The organism is Variovorax sp. F042 (genome assembly GCF_057814215.1).
In genome coordinates, this window is sequence record NZ_JBVASX010000001.1 from 568,781 (window position 1) to 587,772 (window position 18,992).

Consider the following 18,992-nt stretch of genomic DNA (forward strand, 5'->3'; position numbering starts at 1 on the left):
AAAAAAGACTTCTGCTCAGGGGAAGAAAAAGACTAGCCGCGCGGCGGCGCTACCGATTCGCGCGCCACCAGCGTGGGCGCAAAAACGAACTCCTGCGTCGAGATCGACGGATCCGACAGCCGGCTCATCACCCGCTCGACCATCACCTGTGCCATCTCGGGCACCGGCACGCGCACCGAGGTCATCGCGGGGTGCATCAGCGTCGAGAGAAACACGTTGTCGATGCCGATGACCGACACGTCCTGCGGCACCGCCAGGCCCGCATCGCGAAAGCCCGCCATCAGGCCGAAGGCCAGCAGGTCGTTCACGCCGATCACGCCGGTCGGGCGATTCTTCGACTTCGCGATGAGTCCGGCCTGCATGCGGCCGAGTTCGCTCATCATCGAATCGCCGTATTCGTCGACCGGCATGCCTTCGACGACCTGCGCGCTGCCCTCGAGGCCCGCGCTCTTCGCGGCAGCCAGGAAGCCGTTGATCTTCTCACTGCGGCTCATGGTGCGGCCCGACGGGGTGACGAAAGCCAGCCGGCGATGCCCCTGGTCGATCAGGTGCTGCGTGGCGATACGCGACGACTCGAAGCTGTCGACCGTCACGTGGTCGATCACCGAGGCCCCACCCGATGCGGCGGGCGTGGCGCGCCGGTCGTAGCTCACCACTACCAGCCCACGCTCGGCGGCAGCCTCCACGTGCTGCTCGTCGACCAGCGACGAGATGATGATCACGCCACGCACGCCATGCGCCATCAGGTCTTCGAAGAAATGCGCTTCCTTGGCGGCGTCGCGGTAGGTGTTGCCGATCATGATGCGAAAGCCGTAGCGCTCCTGCGCCAGCGTCTCGATCTCTCGGGCAATGAAGCCGTACATCGGGTTGGCCATCGACGGCACCAGCAGGCCGATCAGCGGCGTGTACCCCGTCTTGAGCTGCCGCGCCGAGGTGTTGGGCCGGTACTTGAGCTCGCGGATGGCGGTCTCGACGCGCGCCAGCGTCTCCTTGGCCATGCGGTCGCTGCGCCCGTTCAACACGTTCGACACGGTGCTGGTCGACACCCCCGCCCGCTGGGCGACATCGCTGATTCTGCTCACGGCATCCTTCCTGTTGTCTCTGGTCTTCGTCTTGTTGCGGTCCGCTCACATCCCCATGCGCAGCGGCAGCCACGTGGAGAAGGCCGGCACCAACACCAGCACCACGAGGGTAACGAACAAGACGGCCAGGTATTTCATCATCGGCCGCGCCACGTCCTTCACCTGCGTGCCGGTGATCGCGCAGGTGGCGAACAGGCCCAGCCCGACCGGCGGCGCGAACAGCCCGAAGCCCATGGCAATGACCATCACCGTGCCGAAGTGCAATGGGTTCACACCCAGCTGCGAAGCAATGGGCGTGAGCAGCGGCCCGAAGATGATGAGCGCCGGCGCGCCCTCGAGGATGGCGCCGAACACGATCATGATGAGCACCGACAGCATCACGAACATCGTGCTGCCGTACGAGTGCGCAAAGCCGATCATGTACTCCGACAGGTACTGCGGAATCTGCTGGATCGTGAGCGCGAACGACAAGCTCGACGCCGCCGCCACGATGAACAAAATGCCACCCGCCATCGACGCCGAGCGCACGAACAGCCGCGCCACCGACTTCACCGTGAGCTCGCGAAAAGCCAGCCACCCCACCACCAGCGCATAGACCACCGCGAACGAGGACACCTCGGTCGAGGTGGCAATGCCCGAGGTCACGCCCTTGCCGATCATCGCCACCATGACCAGCGCCACCAGCGCGCCGCCCAGCAGGCGGAACATGGGCGTGCGCACGTCGAAGGCCTCGTCGGGGTTGATCTTCGTGCCCACGTAGATGGTCACCGCCGCCAGCGACACCGCCAGCACCACGGCCGGAATCAGCCCCGCCATGAACAGCCCGGCAATCGAGATGTTGGCCACGAAGCCCATGATGATCATGTTGATGCACGGCGGAATGGTCTCGGCCATCACCGCTGTGCACGCCAGCAGGCCGGCGGTTTCGTTCGGGTCCTGCTTCGTCCTGCGTACGGCCGGCATGATGATGCCGCCCACTGCCGCGATGTCGGCCAGCTTGGAGCCCGATACGCCCGAGAAGAACGCAGTGGCCGTGATGGTGATGAGCCCCAGCCCGCCGCGCAGCCGCCCGAACATGCGCAGCAGCAGCTCGATGAGCCGCGACGACATGCCGTTGGCCTCCATCAGCAGGCCTGCCAACACGAAGAACGGAATGGCCAGCAGCACATAGTGGTCGGTGCCCGCCATCACCTGCTGCGAATACACCAGCATGGGCAGCGACGGATCGGCCATGAAGAACACCAGCGACGACAGCGCGAGCACGAAGGCAATCGGCATGCCCAGCGCCATGCCGCCGAGAAAGCCCGCCACGAGCAGCGCCCAGGGCGGAATGGCGTGCTCGCTCATCAGCGTGTTCCAGCCCACCACCGCCGCCGTCAGCGCCAGCCCCACGCCCAGCGTGGACCACACCATGCGCGAAGGCCCGTTCACCGCATTGGCAAGCCCGAACAGCGTCATGAAAAGGCTGCCGATGGCCACCGGGTACACGTAGATCCACTGCGGCAGGCCGATGGAGGTCGTCATGTTGTACGAATCGAGCAGCAGCTCGCACGACGAGGCGAAGAGGCTCGCCGACACGCCCACGATGATCCAGCTGCCGAACTGGATCAGCGCCGGCTGCCAGCGCGCCGGCAGCATGCCGCGAAACAGGTCCACGCCCACGTGCTGGCTGCGCGCCAGCACCGTGGCCGCGCCGAAGAACACCTGGATCACCATCAGCGCGCGCGCCACCTCCTCCGCCCAGTCGAAGGGGTCGTGCAGGAAGTAGCGGAAGACGACCGAGACGAAGACGACCACCACGTCGATGGCCAGCACCGCGCCGGCCACGTACTCGGTCATGCGCATCAGCCAGGCCAGCCAGCTGCCCGCGGCGTGGCTGGCATCGAAGCCAAGCGCGGGTTGCAACGGAAGCGACATGCTCGACATGGCGCTTCAGGCCCGGGCGCCGTTGATGGCGGCAAACAGCGGCCCGGTCTCCGGGTACTGCTTGGCGAAGCCGGCCCAGAGCTTCGTTTCCATTTCCTTGCGGACCTGGTCGCGCTCGTTCTTTGCCATGGGCGTGAAGGTGATGCCGAGCTTCTTCAGCTCTTCCATCACCTGCTGCGTGCGCTCGTTGCCGATCTGGCGCTGCTGCAGCGTGGAGTCGGCCGCGGCCTTCAGGAAGGCCGGGCGCAGCGTCGCGGGTACGCGGTCCATCGCGCGCTTGCCGGCCACGCAGACCATCGGGCTGAACAGGTGCTCGGTCATCCAGCAGTGCTTGACCACCTCGTTGAGCTTGTTTGCCAGCACCGTGCCCGCGTCGTGCTCGAAGCCGTCGACCACGCCGGTCTGCGCCGCCATGTAGAGCTCGCCAAAGGAAATGGGCGTGGGGATCGCGCCCATGATCTTGAAAGTCTCGATGAAGGCCGGCGTGGGCAGCACCCGCAGCTTCACGTTCTTGATGTCGGCCAGCCCCTTCACCGGCTGCTTGGTGTAGACGTTGCGCGCGCCGTAGTGCGCACCCCAGGTGATGATCTGGCAGCCCGTACTCTTGACCAGCATGTCGTTGAGCTTCGGCCCCACGCCCGCCTCCACGGCGCGCGCCACGTGCTCGTAGCTGTCGAACAGGTAGCCCAGGTCGAGCATGCCCAGCTGCGGCGTTACCGTGGCCCAGATCGAAGAGCCCGTGAGCATCATGTCGATGGAGCCCACCTTCACCTGCTGCACCACGTCGCTTTCCTTGCCGAGCTGGTTGTTCGGAAAGTAGTCGATGCGGATCTGCTCGCCCACCGCCTTCTTCAGGTTGGCCTGCATCAGCTGCACCCACGCGAAGTGCGACGAATTGAGGTCAGCCACGTGGGACGACGACAGCCGCAGCGCCACGGTTTTTTCCTGCGCGAAGGCGTGCTGCGAGAAACCCGCCGTCGCCGCGGCAAGCGACAAGGCGGACGATGACTGGACGAACCGGCGGCGTGAAAGCGAGGTCATTTTCTTGTCTCCTGGAGGGTTGTCGGGTCGTGCGCCCGTTTTGGTGGAACGATTTACTGTATCGATACACAAGAATGCCGGCAACGCTCTCCCGATAGGTGTTTTCCTCCGTAAACGAGGTAAAGACCGCCACAAAGGCAGAATGGAAAAACCACAGGACGCCGCATGACCACCATCACTTCATCGACACCCGACGCCGCCCGCGCCTATGCCGTCGAAATGCATGGCGACCAGAAGTACGGCCCGCATCCGTACGTGCACCACCTGGACGCCGTGGTCGCCCTGCTCCGGCCTTACGGCGACAAAGCGCGCGTCATCGGCTACCTGCACGACGTGGTCGAGGACACAGAGGCCACGGTGGCCGATGTGCGATCACGCTTCGGCGAACTGGTGGCGGCCTGCGTCGCGCTGCTGACCGACGCGCCCGGCGCCAACCGCAAGGAGCGCAAGGCCAAGACCTATGCGGCACTGGCGAAGGTAACGGGCGACGAAGAACTGGCGCTGGTGGTGAAGGCAGCCGACAGGCTGGCCAATGTGCGGGCATGCGTGGCGGACGGCCATCGCACGCTCTGGGACACGTACCACGGCGAGCATCCGACCTTCAGGGCCGCCGCGTTCAGGGCGGGGCAATGCGATCCGCTGTGGACGGAGCTCGACAGCCTGCTCTCCCCTGCGCACGCGCCCTAGCCAGGTTCGCACCAGACTCGCGCGGCATACTCATCAGGCGCCGCAATCGCTGCCCAGGTCCGTCTTGCTGCGCGACAGCGGCCGGATGGCATTGCTCCCAGTGGTCAAGGGCTCGACCACCTCTCGGCGGAACGCTTTCAGCGCCTTCGGCGTGTCGGGGCCCGTGCGCGAGGCCTCGATGGCAACGCGCCCTCCCGGCAGGCGCCATTCCTCGACCCTGAGATTCCCCCGCCGCTTGAGCCCGAGTCGTCTCGTTGTGCTTTCGCAAGCCGCGAAGCGGGCTTGCAGTGCCTCGGGAACCGGCGGCGGCGCGCTCGTCGATTGCACGGTGCAACTGCGCGAAAACGCGCGCACCGGATCTGCCGCGCCGGTGAACGACACGTCGATTTCGTCTTTCGTCTCGTCCTTCGGCCCGACCAGCGGACCCGCCGGGCACTGGGCGCCTGCAAAGCTGGGCACCGAAGGCAGCGGCGAGTTGCTGCGCAGCTTGTAGGTCAGCTCGTGGCGCGCCTTGCTCGTGCGCTCCCGCTCGCGAAGGATGGCCCTTGCGCCGACAACGTCCGTGGGCGCCTTCACCTCGCTGGCGTAGCGCACCCTGAAGAGGTCCGTTTCGATGTCGTTGTCGCCCGGCGCCAACCGAGCGAGTGCCTCTGCCGCGGTCTTGGGGCCGCCCTGAGACGGTTCCCAGCGAATCGCATACTCCGCCTGCGCTGCTGCCGCGCCCGATGCAAAGACTCCGATGCCGCACGCCAGGACCATGACCCATCCGGTTCGTTGCTTCATGACGGTTCCCTCTCCTTGGTGTGTTTCATTCTAGAAAGCAGGTTTTTTCGCCGCATTCCCTGGAAAGAGGATTGCTTGCGCACGCAATCCTCTAGGCGCGGCGAGGGTTCGAGAACTCCATCACCCCATCGTCCACCGCCCCAAAGCGCAGGCTGACAAGGTCGCGCGCGTAGTTCTGATACACCCGCCACGGCGCGCGCGAACCCTGCTTCGGAAACCTGCCCACCGCGCGCTGCACGTAGCCCGACGAGAAATCGAGCCAGGGCTCGGGTGCCAGCGTGGGGTCAGCGTTGCGCGGCGTGCATTGGGTGCAGCCCTGCTTCTCCATGTGATTGAGCAGCCGGCAAACATACGCGCAGGTCAGGTCGCTCTTGAGCGTCCATGATGCATTCGTGTAGCCGAACGACGAGGCCAGGTTGGGCACGTCGCTGAACATCATTCCCTTGTAGTTGAAGGTCGCGGCCGGGTCCACGCGATGGCCGTCCACGTCGAGCTGCACGCCGCCGAGCACCTGCAGTTCGAGGCCGGTGGCTGTGACGACCACATCGGCCTCCAGTTCAGCGCCCGACTTCAGCCGGATGCCGCGCGGCGTGAAGGTGTCGATCTGGTCCGTGACCATCGAGGCACGCCCTACGTTGAGGGCCGCGAACAGGTCGCCGTCGGGCACGAGGCAGATGCGCTGGTCCCACGGGTTGTAGCGCGGCGTGAAGTGCGTGGCAATGTCGTAGTCCGTGCCGAGAGCCTGCCGCACGCCGCCGAGGATCATCCGCTTCGCGCGCTCCGGCTTGCGCCGCGCGAGGCTGAAGAAGTACATGGCCAGCAGCACGTTCTTCCAGCGCGTGAGGCCATAGGCCAGCCTGTCCGGCAGAAAGCGCCGCAGCCCGTGCGCGATGGGGTCCTGTGCCGGTCGCGCTACAACATAGGTAGGCGAGCGCTGCAGCAGCACGACATGCGCAGCCGTCTTTGCCAAGGCCGGCACCAGCGTCATCGCGGTTGCGCCGCTGCCGATCACGACCACCCGCTTGCCGCTGCAGTCGAGGTCTTCGGGCCAGTGCTGCGGATGGACGACGCGGCCCGTGTAGTCGCCGATGCCCGCGAATTCGGGCGTGTAGCCGGCTTCGTACCTGTAGTAGCCGCTGCACAGGAACAAGAAGTTGCAGCGCACCCGTAGCGGAAGGCGCTCGGGGCCATGCTCGACATCGACACTCCAGCACGCATCGGCCGTCGACCAGGAGGCGCGCACCACGCGATGGTTGAAGCGGACCTTTCGGTCGATGCCATGCTGCGCCGCCGTCTCACGCAGGTAGTTCAGGATCGTGGGCCCATCGGCAATGGACTTCGCGTTCGTCCACGGCCGGAACGAATAGCCCAGCGTGTACATGTCGGAATCCGAACGCACGCCCGGATAGCGGAACAGGTCCCACGTGCCGCCGCTGCGCTCCCGCCCTTCGAGGATGGCGTAGCTTCGACTCGGGCAGTTCGCCTGCAGGTGGTAGCCGGCGCCAATGCCCGAGAGGCCGGCGCCGACGATCAGGACATCGACGTGCTGCACCTGCTGTCGCTCTTCTTCCTGCATCGACTTGTCTCCTTAGCTCTTGCTGTCCGAACCTCCTGCGGCGGGAGTGCCCCGGATCATCAGCCACGCGCTCACCGCACTCAGCACGGCCAGCCCGGCGCTCAACAGCATCACCCAGCGAAAGCCCGCCACGAAAGATTCGGCCACGGCCCGCTTGACGGCTGCCGCCGTGGCGGCATCCACGCCCGGCGGCAGCGCCGCGCCGGCCAGCTTGCTGCGCTCGCCTTCCAGAAAAGCCGACACCTGCGCCGAGGCGCCCATCTCGCGCAGGTTGTTCGCCAGCGCCGCGTCGAAGGCCCAGGCCATGATCGCGCCGAACACGGCAATCGCCAACACCGCCGCCGCGCGCGACACGGCGTTGTTCACGCCAGAGGCCACGCCCGCCAGGTCGGGCCCGACCGCATTCATGACCGTGGTCGTCAGCGGCGCCACCGTCACCGTCATGCCGAAGCCCAGCACCACCACGGCCGGCAGAAAGCCGCTCCAGTAACTCGCCCCCACGCCCGGTAGCGCGAACAACGCAAAGCCCACCGCCGCAATCGAGGGCCCGATGACGAGCGGCATGCGCGGCCCGAAGCGGTCGACCAGTTGCCCGGCCCAGCCGGAAAGCGCGAACATGATGAAGATGAACGGCAGCAGCGCCGCGCCTGCCACGGTGGCCGAGTAGCCCTGCACCTGGATCAGGTTGAGCGGAAAGAAATAGAGCCCGCCGCCCAGTGCCGCATAGAGCAGCAGCGTCAGCAGATTGGCTCCGCTGAAGTTGCCGATGCGCAGCAGCCCCAGCGGCAGCATCGGCGTTCGCACCTTGCGCTCGACTGCGATGAAACCCACGCTGCCCAGCACGCCGATGACCAGCGCCGCGATCACGGCCCGCGAACCCCAGCCCTGCGTCGGCGCCTCGATGAAGGCGTAGACGATGCCGCCGAGACCGGCCGTTGCCAGCAGCGCGCCCCACACGTCGAGCCCGCCGCTGGCCGATGCGCCTCGGCTCTCGGGCACGTGGCGCCAGACGATCCACAGCACCAGCAGTGCCATCGGCACGTTGATGAGAAAAGCCCAGGTCCACGAGAAGTGATCGACCAGGAAACCGCCCAGCACCGGCCCCACGGCCGCGGTGATGCCGCTGAAGCCCGACCACGTGCCGATGGCCTTGCCACGCTCTTTCTCGGGAAAGGCCGCGCTGATGAGCGCGAGGCTGCCCGGCACCAGCAGCGCACCGCCGATGCCCTGCACCGCGCGCGCGGCAATGAGCTGCTGCACGTTGGCCGCAAGCCCGCAGGCCACCGACGACAAGGCGAAGATGCCGACGCCGATCGCGAAGATGCGCCGCCGGCCATAGTGATCGCCGAGCGCGCCGCCTACGAGCAACAGCGCCGCCAGCAGCAAGGCATAAGACTCGACCACCCATTGCGCCTGGAAGGCCGTGGCGAGCAGGTCGGCCTGGATGGCCGGCAGTGCCACGTTGACCACCGTGCCGTCGATGAAGGCCATGCTCGAACCCACGACGGCCGCGGCCAGCACCCATGGCTTGGAGGCCTCGGGACAGGCCCCCTCTTCCGCACGGGCGCCATGCAGGATCAGCGTGTGGTCGCTGGGCGCCTTGCCGATCTGTGCCATGGGGGTCTCCTTCTTATGGGATTCCGTCTTGCTCCTTCCCCACCGGGGGAAGATTGATCAGGTCGTCGTGCAGGCGGTCGCGGCGGGATTCGCGCGCGCCGCACTCACGCTGCGCGCCATCGCCGCGGCGGCCGCCGAGGTCACGCGCTGCGCCCCTTGCGCCACCGCGTCCATCCCGCTGCCCACGGCCTCGCCGAGGTTCAGCTGGCACACCACCGTGCGCGCCTCGTCCGAGCGCCGCAGCGTCCAGTTGAAGCTCGCATCGACACGCCCGCCATCGACCGCGTCGAACTGCTGCAGCTGCACCGCGATGCGCCACACCGGCTGCGAGCTCTGCCGGCCGCCCTTGGTCACGTCGAGCGCACCCAGCCGCCCGGCGATGCCGCTGGCCAGCGCATCGCGCAACTCGTTCTCGAACGACGCCGCCCAGCGGTGCTGCTCCAGCACCTCGACCTGCACGCTGCCGTTGGGCTGGCGCACCACCATCTGCGGCCGCGCGAAGCGCTCGGGCACGGCCACGGGCGCGAGCTCGATGTACAGCGGCGCGGCACTGCCGAGCGTCGAGGGCGCGGCTTCGGCGGCCGCCACCGGACTCGCCAGCGTGTAGTAGTTGTCGGGCTTGCTCGCGCAGCCTGCTGCAAGCACGGACAGCGCTGCCGCCGCCACGAATGCGAGGTGGTGGTTCTTCTTCATTTCTTGTCGTCCGGTTTGCCGCGCAGCAGCGACTCGGGGTGGCGTTCGAGGTAGTCGGTCAGCACGCGCACCGAACCCGCGGCGCGCGTCAGCTCCCGCAGCGTCTGGCGCATGTCCTGCTGCAGCGGCGAATCGTCGGCCAGCGTTCGCTCGGCACTGTTCACGGTCTTGCGCACGTCCTTCATGGCCGCGGCCAGCTCGGGGGTGACGTCGCTGTTGATGCGGGTCACCGTCTGCTCGGTGGCCGTCAGCGTCTTGTTGAGCGTGGCGAGCGTGGTGCGCAGGTCGCCTGCAATCTGCTCGTACGGCACCTTGTTGAGCTTGGTCGCGATTTCCTGCACCTGCGACTGGATCTCGTCGAGGCTGTTGGCCACTGTGGGCAGCTCGATCGGGCTCTTGTTCAGGTCGATCTTTGCCGGCGGCGCCTTCGGGAAGAAGTCGAGCGCCACATACACCTGGCCGGTCAGCAGGTTGCCGTTGCGCAACTGGGCGCGCAGGCCCTTCTCGGCCAGGAAGCGCAGCCGCTCCTGCTGCGTAGCACGAGATTCAACGCCGCTTTCACCGGCGCGGCGGCGCAGGCGATCGGGGTAGACCTGCACCAGCACCGGCATGCGGAACTCGCGCTCGGCGCGGTCGAACTCGACGCCGATCGACTTGACCTCGCCGATCACCACGCCGCGGAAGTCCACCGGCGCGCCCGGTGTGAGGCCGCGCAGCGACTGGTTGAAGTACATCAGTAGGGTTTGCGAAGGCCCGTCGGGCTCCTTCATGGCGGCGGCTTCGTCCTGTGCCAGCGTGAAGGCAGCGTTCTCCTTGGCGACCGGGCCCATCGCATCGTCGGGCGCCTGGAAGGCGATGCCGCCGAGCAGGATGGTTGCCAGCGACTGCGTGCGCAGCGTGAAGCCGCTGGCGCTCAACTGCGCGTCGATGCCGCTGGCCTGCCAGAAGCGCGTGTTCATGCCCACGAACTTGTCGTAGGGCGAATTGACGAAGACGCGCATGGTCACGCCGCGCCCGTCGCCGTCGAGTTCGTAGGCGGCCACCTGCCCGACCTTGACGCGCCGGAAGTACACCGGCGAGCCAACGTCGAGCGAGCCCACGTCGTTGGCGCGCAGCAGAAACTGCTTGCCGGAGTCGTCGCGCGTGACGATGGGCGGGGTTTCGAGCCCGGTGAACTCGCCCGCGGTGTCCTTCGACACGCCCGCGTCGGCGCCGATGTAGGCGCCCGACAGCAAGGTGTTGAGGCCCGAGATGCCCGATGTGTCGAGCCGTGGCCGAACCACCCAGAAGCGCGAGTCCGAGGCAGTGAAGCTCTCGGCCTCCTTGTTGAACTGCACCAGCACGCGCACGTGCGAGCGGTCGCGCGCCAGCCGAAGATGGGTGACGAGGCCGATCTGCACGTCCTTGTACTTGACGGCGGTCTTGCCTGCCTCCAGGCCTTCGGCGGTCTTGAAGGTCAGCACCACTTCGGGGCCGCGCTCCAGCAGGATGCGGGCCACGAGCGTAATGCCGACCAGCGCTGCCACGATGGGAATCAGCCAGATCAGCGAGGGCAGCCATTCGCGCCGGCGCACCACGCGCGGCTTCGGCAGCGGGGGCTGTGCGGACGGCGCCGGTTTGTCCTGGAGTTGGTCTTCTTCACTCATGCTGGTTTCTCGCCCCTGTTTTCATGTCCCTGCGCAACTTCGTTCTCCTGCAGGGTGGCCTGCGCCTCCCTGCTGTCCCACGTGAGCTTCGGGTCGAAGCTCAGCGAAGCCAGCATGGTCAGCACCACCACCGACCCGAAGGCCGCGATGCCCACGCCCGCGGTGATGACCGCGAAGCCCTGGATCTGCACCAGCCCGGTCAGCAGCGACACCACGAACACGTCGAGCATCGACCAGCGGCCGATCACTTCGATGATGTGATACAGCTTGGCCCGCTCCCGCCGGCGCCAGGTGCTGCCGCGCTGCGCCAGCACCACGAGCAAGAAAAGCACCGCCAGCTTGAACAGCGGCACCAGAAAGCTCGCAATGAAGACGATGGCCGCCAGCCCGTAGGCGCCCGACACCCAGAAATAGATCACCCCGCTCAGGATGGTGTCGTACTGCGCGCCGAACAGCGTGCGCGTGATCATCACCGGCAGCAGGTTGGCCGGTATATACATCATGCAGGCCGCTATGAGGAAGGCCCATGTGCGGTTCAGGCTCTGCCGCTTGCGGGTGTGCAGGTGCGTGCCACAGCGGCCGCAGGCGTCGCCTTCCCCGGCGTCTTTCCAGACGGCGGCGCAATGCGGGCAGGCCATGAGGCCAAGCGAGGCGGCGGTGGGAACCGGCGCGTCTTCGTCGTGATGTTCGTGCCGCTCGAGGAAGGCAGGCAGCTTCATGCCGACGCCCCGTCTTCTTCAGTCTTGGGTTCGTCCTTCGGGCGGAAGGTCATTTCCCAGAACGCGCCCGGGTTGAACGACAGCACAGCCGTCAGCATGACCGTCAGCGCCATGAAGGCCCACAGCGCCGGCCCCGGCACCACACTTGCCATGCTGGACAGCTTGACGATGGCCACCAGCACCCCGAGCAGGAACACTTCGATCATTCCCCAGGGCCGCAGCGACTGCATGGCCCGCACCAGCAGCGCGAAGCCCACGGGCCGGTGCTCGCGGCTCAGCGGAATCAGCAGGTACGCGAGGATGCACAGCTGCAGAAAGGGAAAAAGAATGGTCGTGGCCAGCACCAGCAGCGCCACCACCGACATGCCCTCGGCGCTGAGCGCTATCACCGCGCCGGCCAGCGTGGTCTGGCTGCGCAGGCCCTGGAGCTCGATCTCGACGATGGGAAACAGGTTCGCAATGGCGAACATGATCAGGCAGGCCACCGTCAGCGGAAGGATGCGGCGCTCCTGCTGGCCGGGGTGCCGGCCGAGCTCTGTGCCGCAGCGCGGACAGTGCGCCACGTCGCGGGGATGCAGGGGCGCACGGCTGTAGACCGCATCGCAACCCGGGCAGACCACGGTGTCAGGTACTTCCTTCATAGGTGAGTACCCTAACTCATTCAGCCGCCAGGACTTGTCGTCTTGAGCCGCAGCGTGCTGAAAACCGCTGCCACCGCGGCACAGCTGGCCGCCAGCACCAGCGCCACCACGGGGCCGTGGCCTCCGTGCGGGCTCCAGACACTGAAAACGCCCGCCAGCACCACGGCGCCCAGCGTCTGGCCGGTCAGCCGCGCCGTGCCGAGCATGCCGCTGGCCGCACCGCTGCGGTGCGCCGGCGGCGAAGTCACGATGGTGTGGTTGTTGGGCGACTGGAACAGCCCGAAGCCCAGCCCGCACAGCGCCATGCGCCACGCGATGTCGGCATTGCCCGGATTTGCCGGCAGCGCCGCCAGCAGCGCCAGGCCCGTGGCCAGCAGGCCCAGCCCGATGCCGCCCAGCAGCCCGTCGGGGTAGCGGCCGATCAGCCGGCCGGCGATGGGCGCCATCACCACGATGGCCAGCGGCCACGCCGTGATCAGCAACCCGGCCTCGATGTGGCTGCGGCCGTACACGTCGAGCAGCAGGAACGGCAGCGCGATGTAGGCCAGCATCTGCGCGCAGAACGCGGCGACCGAAGTACCCATCGACAGTGCGAACACCGGAATGCGCAGCAGGTCGATGGGGAACAACGGCACCGCCTGCTTGCGCTGGCGCTGCAGGTAGATAAAGCCGACGACCAAGCCCGCCAGCAGGATGCCCCACGCCGAAGCGTGTGAACCAGTGGCGCCCTGCACCGCTCCTTCGCGCACGCCGAGCCGGTCGACGCCCAGGAACACCAGCGAGAACATCAGCACGTTGAGCGCCACGTCGATCGGCGAGAAGCGCAGTCCGGCCGCCGGTGCCACGCGATTGAACGGCAGCGCCTTCATGCCCAGCGCGAAGGTGACAAGGCCCAGCGGCACGTTGATGGCGAAGAGCCAGGGCCACGATGCCACCGACAAAATGGCCGCCGCCACCGAAGGCCCGGCCACCGACGATGTGGCCACCACCAGCGAGTTGATGGCCATGCCCTTGCCCAGCTGAGCCGACGGATACGTCAGCCGCACCAGCGCCGCGTTCACGCTCATGATGCCGGCCGCGCCCAGCCCCTGGAAGGCGCGCGCCGCGATCAGCGTGCCGAGCGAATTCGCAAAGGTGGCGGCCAGCGACGACAACGTGAACACCGCCATCCCGACCAAGTACACGCGCCGGTAGCCCACGAGATCGCCCAGCGAAGCCAGCGGCAGCAGCATCACCAGCGTGGCGATCTGGTACGCATTGACCACCCAGATCGCCTGCGACGGGCTGGCCTGCAGCTCACGGGCGATGCCCGGCAGCGCCAGGTTGACGATGGTGCCGTCGAGCACCGCCACGATCAGCCCGAGGATGATGACCAGCATCGCCCAGCCGCGCTCCGGCTGGGCCAGCCCGTCGATGGGCTTGCGGGCTGCGTTGTTGCTGTCTTCTTCGGCCACCGGGAGCCCGGTGCCTGCGTGTACCGTGTTCATCAGGCTTGCTGCGCCCTTCCTGTTTTTTCAGTGGGCCCGGAACGCACGCCGCCCAGCGTGAGCCAGGTCAGCACCAGCGCAATGAGTGCGCCGCCGGCCATGCCGGCCACCATTGGCAGCGGCCGGCCGTCGGTGAAGAGACCCACCACCGCCATTGCCAGTGCGCCCGTCAGCATCTGCAGCGTGCCCAGCAGCGCCGAGGCCGTACCCGCGATGGCGCCGTGCATTTCGAGCGCCAGCACGCCGGTGGTCGGAATCACCAGTCCCATGAAGCCCGAGGCGATGAAGTACAGGACGATGAGCACCCAGATGTTGTCGCCGCCCATCGCGAAGTAGACGAACATCGCGACCATTGCCACGCCGCAGCACACCACGCCGAACTTGACGAGGGTGACCAGCCCGTAACGTTCGCCCAGCGAGCCGGTGAACTGCGAGGCCGCGATGAAGGCCGCCGCGTTCACTCCGAAGGCCACGCTGTAGAGCGCGGGCGACAGGCCATAGTGGTCGATCATCACGAACGACGAATTCGCCAGGTAGGTGAAAAAGCCCGCCATTGCGAAGCTGCCGATGAACACCAGCCCGAGGTAATGCTTGTCGCGCAACAGCAGCCAGTAGGCCGACAGCGCGCTGCCGAGGCTGCTTTCGACGCGTTCCGAGGCTGGACGCGTTTCATCGAGCAGCTTGACCATCATCGCCAGGCCCGCCACGGCCGCGATGGTCACCGCCCAGAACACGCCGCGCCATCCGGCAACCGCGATTACCGCACTGCCCGCAAGCGGCGCAAGGATCGGCGACACGCTGAACACCAACATCAGCAGCGACATCAGCCGCGCGGCATCGGTGCCGGTGTGCAGGTCGCGCACCACGGCGCGCGGAATCGCCATGCCGGCCGCTGCGCCCAGGCCCTGGACGAAGCGCAGCACGATCAGCGTCTGGATGTCGGTAGCCATCGCGCAGCCCACGCTGGCGAGCGCGAACAGCAGCAGTCCCGCATACAGCGGCGGCTTGCGGCCCACCATGTCGGAGATCGGCCCATAGAGCAGCTGACCCGCACCGAGCGACAGGAAGAACGCCGTGAGGCTCATCTGCACCGCGCCAATGTCGGCGTGCAGGCTCTGTCCGATGGCCGGCAGCGCCGGCAGGTACATGTCGATGGCGAAAGGCCCGATGGCCGAAAGCAGGCCCAGCAGCAGGGCCATCTTGAAGAAGGGGGAAGAACGCATTGAACCGATTGTCGCCAAGGGCGGTGATCGGTGCAGGCGTGGGGTCAGCGCCCGGCTGGTGCTAATTCAGGGCAAAGAATCGCGCGGGCGAGAGGTTGTAGAACTTTGTTCGGAAGAACAGTTTCAACTTATTTGCCGGCGGGCCAGAACACCAGCGCGCGCAGTTCGATGCTGCGCCGTGGCGGCGCCTCGCGCGAACCTGTCGGGTCTTCGAACGCGGTATGCGCGGTGTAGCGCGCCACACCGTCTTCGCGCGAGTCGTAGATCTTCAGCAGCAGGGCCTCGTCGGGCCGCATCCGCGGGAACCAGTACCAGCGGTGCTCCGGGTTCCAGGTGAACGAATAGGTCTCGCCCACCTTGTCGGGGTAGACCAGGTCGCTGGGCACGAGGTCCTTGGGCGAGATGGAACGCGCATCGCACAGTGCGAGCGGCAGGCGCTCCACGGTGGCCAGCGGGCGCCACAGGTTGATGATCGCGAAGCGGTGCTTCAAGCGTTCCTCGGCTTCTTCGGGCGGCAGGTGGGCGTGCACCCGGCGCGGCGCGGAGACGAAAGTCTGGTCGTTGTGCACGCGGCGCACCGGCTCGCGCAGCTCGGCCGTGCGGCGCGAACCCTGCGCGCTGTCGCGCAGCGTGTGGTCGAACACCACGATCTTCTCGGCGCCCGTGACGTCGCGCAGCAGGGCTTCGGCTTCACGGTAGTAGATGTCGCGGATCGTGGCGTCCTGCGAAAAATCGGCGAGCACGCTGCGATGCGAAATCTGCGTGAAGCCGCTGCGGTCGAGCGTCAGTTCGTTCAGCGCCACCAGCGGGCGGCCGTCGCGGATCGTCACGCGGCGCGACTCCAGTTCGCCGGTTACCCACGGCGTGCCGGGCGGCGGCTCGAAGGTGTAGCTCACGGGCCGGCCCTGGCCCGCCTTCAGGTAGTTGAGTTCTGCTTCCACCGAGGGCAGCGTGGCGGCAAGCATCTGTCCATTCGATCCGACGCTCATGTGGCGTGACTCCTCAAAACGGTTCCTTGAACGGCCGCAGGTCGAGTTCCTGCGTCCATGCGCTGCGGTGCTGCACATGCAGCTGCCAGTAACTTTCGGCGATGGCTTCGAGCTGCAACAGGCCGTCGTCGCCGGCTTGTTCCACGCGCTGCGGCGCGTTGTTGCGCAGGCGCTCGCCGTCGATGCCGCCATCGATCACCACATGCGCCACATGAATGCCCTGCGGGCCGAATTCGCGCGCCAGGCTCTGGCTCAGAGAACGCAACGCAGCCTTGGCCGCAGCGAAGGCCGCGAACGGCGGCTTGCCGCGCAGCGCCGCGGTGGCGCCGGTGAACAGCAAGGTGCCGCGTGCGTGCGCCCCGGCTGCCTCGAAGGAATTGGCCAGCAGGCCGCGCAGCGCCTCATGCCCGAAGATGAAGCCGCCCAGCGCGCTGGTGCGCCAGGCCTGCGTGAACTGGTCGACCGACAGCTCCAGCGTTGGCGCGCGCACCCCGCTCGCGGCATTGAAGACGGCCACGGTGAGCGGGCCCAGCGCCCTCGCCTTCTGCGCAATACCGTGCATCTCGGCCTCGCTCGCCACGTCGCCCGCAAAGGCATGAGCCCGACCGCCGGCCGCAACGATTTCGCCGGCCACCGCATCGAGCTGGGCCTGCGTGCGGCCGGTCAGCGCAACGATGAAGCCTTCGGCCGCGAAACGCCGCGCAAGTGCCGCACCCAGGCCCGCGCTGGCGCCGACACCGGCGATCCATGCAACGGGCGATGGCCCTGAACCAGACGACGACGGAGATGGAGTGACGGAGGTGACAGTCATGAATGAGCACGAAGGCTATACCTGCACCCCGGGCCTCGGAACGATGCAAAAGGGATAACCTTATTCGGCAGCAGGTCGGTGCGCGGCTCTGCTTGACGTTGCACCGGGCTTCACTGCACGCGCCGCGCCCGCTACCCTATCGCCTTCCCGGACCGTCTACAACAACTCACAGCAATCGCTATCCAGGAGCAGCACCCATGGCCCTCGCACGCACGATCCATGCCGACCTCTTGCGCGTGTTTCTTCTCACGCTCGTGTCGCTGTTCGCCATTCCGGCGGCGACACTGGTCTTCACCGAATACGCACTGCGTTCGCAGGATGCGGAATTCCTGCAGGCCATAGAAAAGCGCATCGCCGGCGACGCCCGCCTGTCGTCCGCGGACAAGACCGAGGCCACCGAGTTCTACCGCAGCCATCCGCTCTCCAAGGCCTGCGACGCCACTGCGCCGGAAGACAAGAACTTCCACGACAAGGTGTGCAGCCCCTACTCCATGCAGTGGCAGTTCCACTGGGCCGACCGCGCCGCCATCTGGACCATCGTGCTCGGCGCCGCTCTGCTCGCGGCGGCACTGGTGCTGGGCGCGCTGGCCTTTGCCAACCGCGGCATGCGCTATGCCAGCTTCGTCGCCGGCTGGCGGCTCATGACGGTGTCGAGCGCGGTCGAGGTCGTGCTGCAAAGCGCGATGCTGGTGTGGCTGTCGTTCTGGCTCACGGCGTACTTCTGGCAGAGCTACTACGTCAAGCTGATCGCGCTGGCGGGCATCGCGGCCGGGGCCGCGGTGTTCTATGCGATCTACACGCTGTTCAAGAAGCTGCCCTGGGGCAACGAGATCGAGGGCGAGCTGATCTCGCAGGCCGACGCGCCGCGCCTGTGGGAGCGCATCCGGCAGTTGGCTGGCCGCGTGAAGACCACGCCGCCAGACCAGATCGTGGCCGGCATCGACACCAACTTCTTCGTGACCGAAGCACCGTGCGAGGTCAAGGGCCGTACCTTTCAAGGTCGCACGCTGTTCGTCAGCCTTCCGCTGCTGCGCGTGCTCGACCAGACCGAAGCTGATGCAGTGCTCGCGCACGAACTGGCCCACCTGGGCGGCGGCGACACCCGCAGCAGCGCGGCGCTCGGCCCCAAGCTGCTGCAGTTCGACCAGTACACCTGGAAGATGCGCAGTGGCGGCCTCACCATCGTTGCGCACTACCTGCTACGGCTGTACCGCATGATCTTCTCGTTCGCCCTGGCGCGCGACAGCCGCGAGCGCGAATACAAGGCCGACCGCGTGGCCGCCGGCCTCACTGCGCCGCACGCCATCGTGCAATCGCTCATCAAGATCTCGGCCTACGCGAGCTACCGCAACGACGTCGAGCGCAAGCTGTTCGCGCAGAACCGCGAGCATGACGGCGCGCTGGGCATCGCCCGCTTCGTCGCGGATGGCCTGCCGCCCTATGCAAGCTCAGACGTGTTCATCGAGGCGATGAAAACGGCCGACGTGCCGCATCCCTACGATAGTCATCCGCCGCTGCTGGAGCGCATGCGCAACGTCGGCCATCACGTGCCCGAGAGCGCCTACGGCGCCATCGTCGCGACCGCACCTGAGGCTTCATGGGCCGACGACATCGAAACCGCCTCCGCCATCGAGCAGCGCCTGTGGAGCGAGTACGAGCAGCGCTTCGTGCAGAACCACGAGCTGAGCCTGGCCTACCGCTACGAGCCGGCCACCGAGGAAGAGCGCGCAGTGGTGCTGCGGCACTTTCCGCCGGTGAGCTTCGCGCTGAAGAGCGGCGAGCGCATCGACATCACTTACGCCGGCTTGCACCCCGGTGCCGATGGAGGCTCGACGATCGGGTGGGACGAAGTCAAGGGCCTGACCTACAAGGACAGCAGCTTCGGCGACACCCTCATCGTCACCCACCACGACAAGGGCATGCTGGGCGCGCGCACCACCAAGGTGAAGCTCGCGGGCCTTGGCAAGCAGAAAGAAAACTTCAAGGCCGCCGTCGGGCACTACTGGCAACGGCACCAGATCATGAGGGCACAACAACAACGGCAACAACAACAGTCATGACACCCGGCGGC

Annotated in this window: 16 protein-coding genes; 2 read left to right on the forward strand and 14 right to left on the reverse strand. The window is 66.9% G+C overall.

Annotation, left to right across the window (positions count from 1 at the left end):
• Positions 1-32: 32 nt before the first annotated feature.
• Genes ACZYSP_RS02755 through ACZYSP_RS02765 form a run of 3 tightly spaced genes read right to left on the reverse strand, consistent with a single transcriptional unit; the run spans position 33 to position 4,049 of the window.
• On the reverse strand, positions 33-1,082 hold the full coding sequence (locus tag ACZYSP_RS02755) for a LacI family DNA-binding transcriptional regulator (protein WP_093074121.1): 1,050 nt from the start codon (positions 1,080-1,082) through the stop codon (positions 33-35).
• 45 nt (positions 1,083-1,127) lie between these two features.
• Positions 1,128-2,999, reverse strand: a complete 1,872-nt coding sequence (locus ACZYSP_RS02760; protein WP_371258769.1) for a TRAP transporter large permease — start codon at positions 2,997-2,999, stop codon at positions 1,128-1,130.
• Positions 3,000-3,014: 15 nt separating this feature from the next.
• A complete protein-coding gene (locus tag ACZYSP_RS02765; protein ID WP_093056834.1) occupies positions 3,015-4,049 on the reverse strand; it encodes a TRAP transporter substrate-binding protein in 1,035 nt (344 codons plus the stop codon).
• 165 nt (positions 4,050-4,214) lie between these two features.
• Here ACZYSP_RS02765 and ACZYSP_RS02770 point away from each other — a divergent pair, with 165 nt between their 5' ends.
• A complete protein-coding gene (locus ACZYSP_RS02770) occupies positions 4,215-4,736 on the forward strand; it encodes an HD domain-containing protein (protein WP_093074117.1) in 522 nt (173 codons plus the stop codon).
• A 33-nt stretch (positions 4,737-4,769) separates the two neighbouring features.
• On the opposite strand, the gene ACZYSP_RS02775 is transcribed toward ACZYSP_RS02770, so the two are convergent.
• From ACZYSP_RS02775 to ACZYSP_RS02825, 11 genes are all read right to left on the reverse strand, one after another.
• A complete protein-coding gene (locus ACZYSP_RS02775) occupies positions 4,770-5,519 on the reverse strand; it encodes a hypothetical protein (protein WP_143062554.1) in 750 nt (249 codons plus the stop codon).
• A gap of 91 nt (positions 5,520-5,610) precedes the next feature.
• Entirely contained in the window at positions 5,611-7,095 is a 1,485-nt protein-coding gene (locus ACZYSP_RS02780) for a flavin-containing monooxygenase (RefSeq protein WP_093074113.1), read from the reverse strand.
• 12 nt (positions 7,096-7,107) lie between these two features.
• Entirely contained in the window at positions 7,108-8,712 is a 1,605-nt protein-coding gene (locus ACZYSP_RS02785; RefSeq protein ID WP_093074111.1) for an MFS transporter, read from the reverse strand.
• 57 nt (positions 8,713-8,769) lie between these two features.
• Positions 8,770-9,405: a PqiC family protein gene (locus tag ACZYSP_RS02790; protein ID WP_093074109.1), complete on the reverse strand. Its 636-nt coding sequence runs from the start codon at positions 9,403-9,405 to the stop codon at positions 8,770-8,772.
• Positions 9,402-11,051, reverse strand: a complete 1,650-nt coding sequence (locus ACZYSP_RS02795; protein WP_489012944.1) for a PqiB family protein — start codon at positions 11,049-11,051, stop codon at positions 9,402-9,404. The genes ACZYSP_RS02790 and ACZYSP_RS02795 overlap by 4 nt, the downstream gene beginning before the upstream one ends.
• Complete coding sequence (locus tag ACZYSP_RS02800) at positions 11,048-11,770, reverse strand: paraquat-inducible protein A (RefSeq protein WP_093074105.1); 723 nt, start codon at positions 11,768-11,770, stop codon at positions 11,048-11,050. The genes ACZYSP_RS02795 and ACZYSP_RS02800 overlap by 4 nt, the downstream gene beginning before the upstream one ends.
• Positions 11,767-12,411: a paraquat-inducible protein A gene (locus ACZYSP_RS02805; RefSeq protein WP_093074103.1), complete on the reverse strand. Its 645-nt coding sequence runs from the start codon at positions 12,409-12,411 to the stop codon at positions 11,767-11,769. Before ACZYSP_RS02805 ends, ACZYSP_RS02800 begins: the two co-directional genes overlap by 4 nt.
• A gap of 20 nt (positions 12,412-12,431) precedes the next feature.
• On the reverse strand, positions 12,432-13,898 hold the full coding sequence (locus tag ACZYSP_RS02810; RefSeq protein WP_093074101.1) for an MFS transporter: 1,467 nt from the start codon (positions 13,896-13,898) through the stop codon (positions 12,432-12,434).
• Positions 13,898-15,121: a multidrug effflux MFS transporter gene (locus tag ACZYSP_RS02815; RefSeq protein WP_177192712.1), complete on the reverse strand. Its 1,224-nt coding sequence runs from the start codon at positions 15,119-15,121 to the stop codon at positions 13,898-13,900. The genes ACZYSP_RS02810 and ACZYSP_RS02815 overlap by 1 nt, the downstream gene beginning before the upstream one ends.
• Positions 15,122-15,249: 128 nt before the next feature.
• Positions 15,250-16,110: a CmcJ/NvfI family oxidoreductase gene (locus tag ACZYSP_RS02820; protein WP_093074099.1), complete on the reverse strand. Its 861-nt coding sequence runs from the start codon at positions 16,108-16,110 to the stop codon at positions 15,250-15,252.
• A 13-nt stretch (positions 16,111-16,123) separates the two neighbouring features.
• A complete protein-coding gene (locus tag ACZYSP_RS02825; protein WP_093074097.1) occupies positions 16,124-16,921 on the reverse strand; it encodes an SDR family NAD(P)-dependent oxidoreductase in 798 nt (265 codons plus the stop codon).
• 197 nt (positions 16,922-17,118) lie between these two features.
• Here ACZYSP_RS02825 and ACZYSP_RS02830 point away from each other — a divergent pair, with 197 nt between their 5' ends.
• A complete protein-coding gene (locus ACZYSP_RS02830; RefSeq protein WP_489012945.1) occupies positions 17,119-18,981 on the forward strand; it encodes a M48 family metallopeptidase in 1,863 nt (620 codons plus the stop codon).
• Positions 18,982-18,992 lie beyond the last annotated feature (11 nt).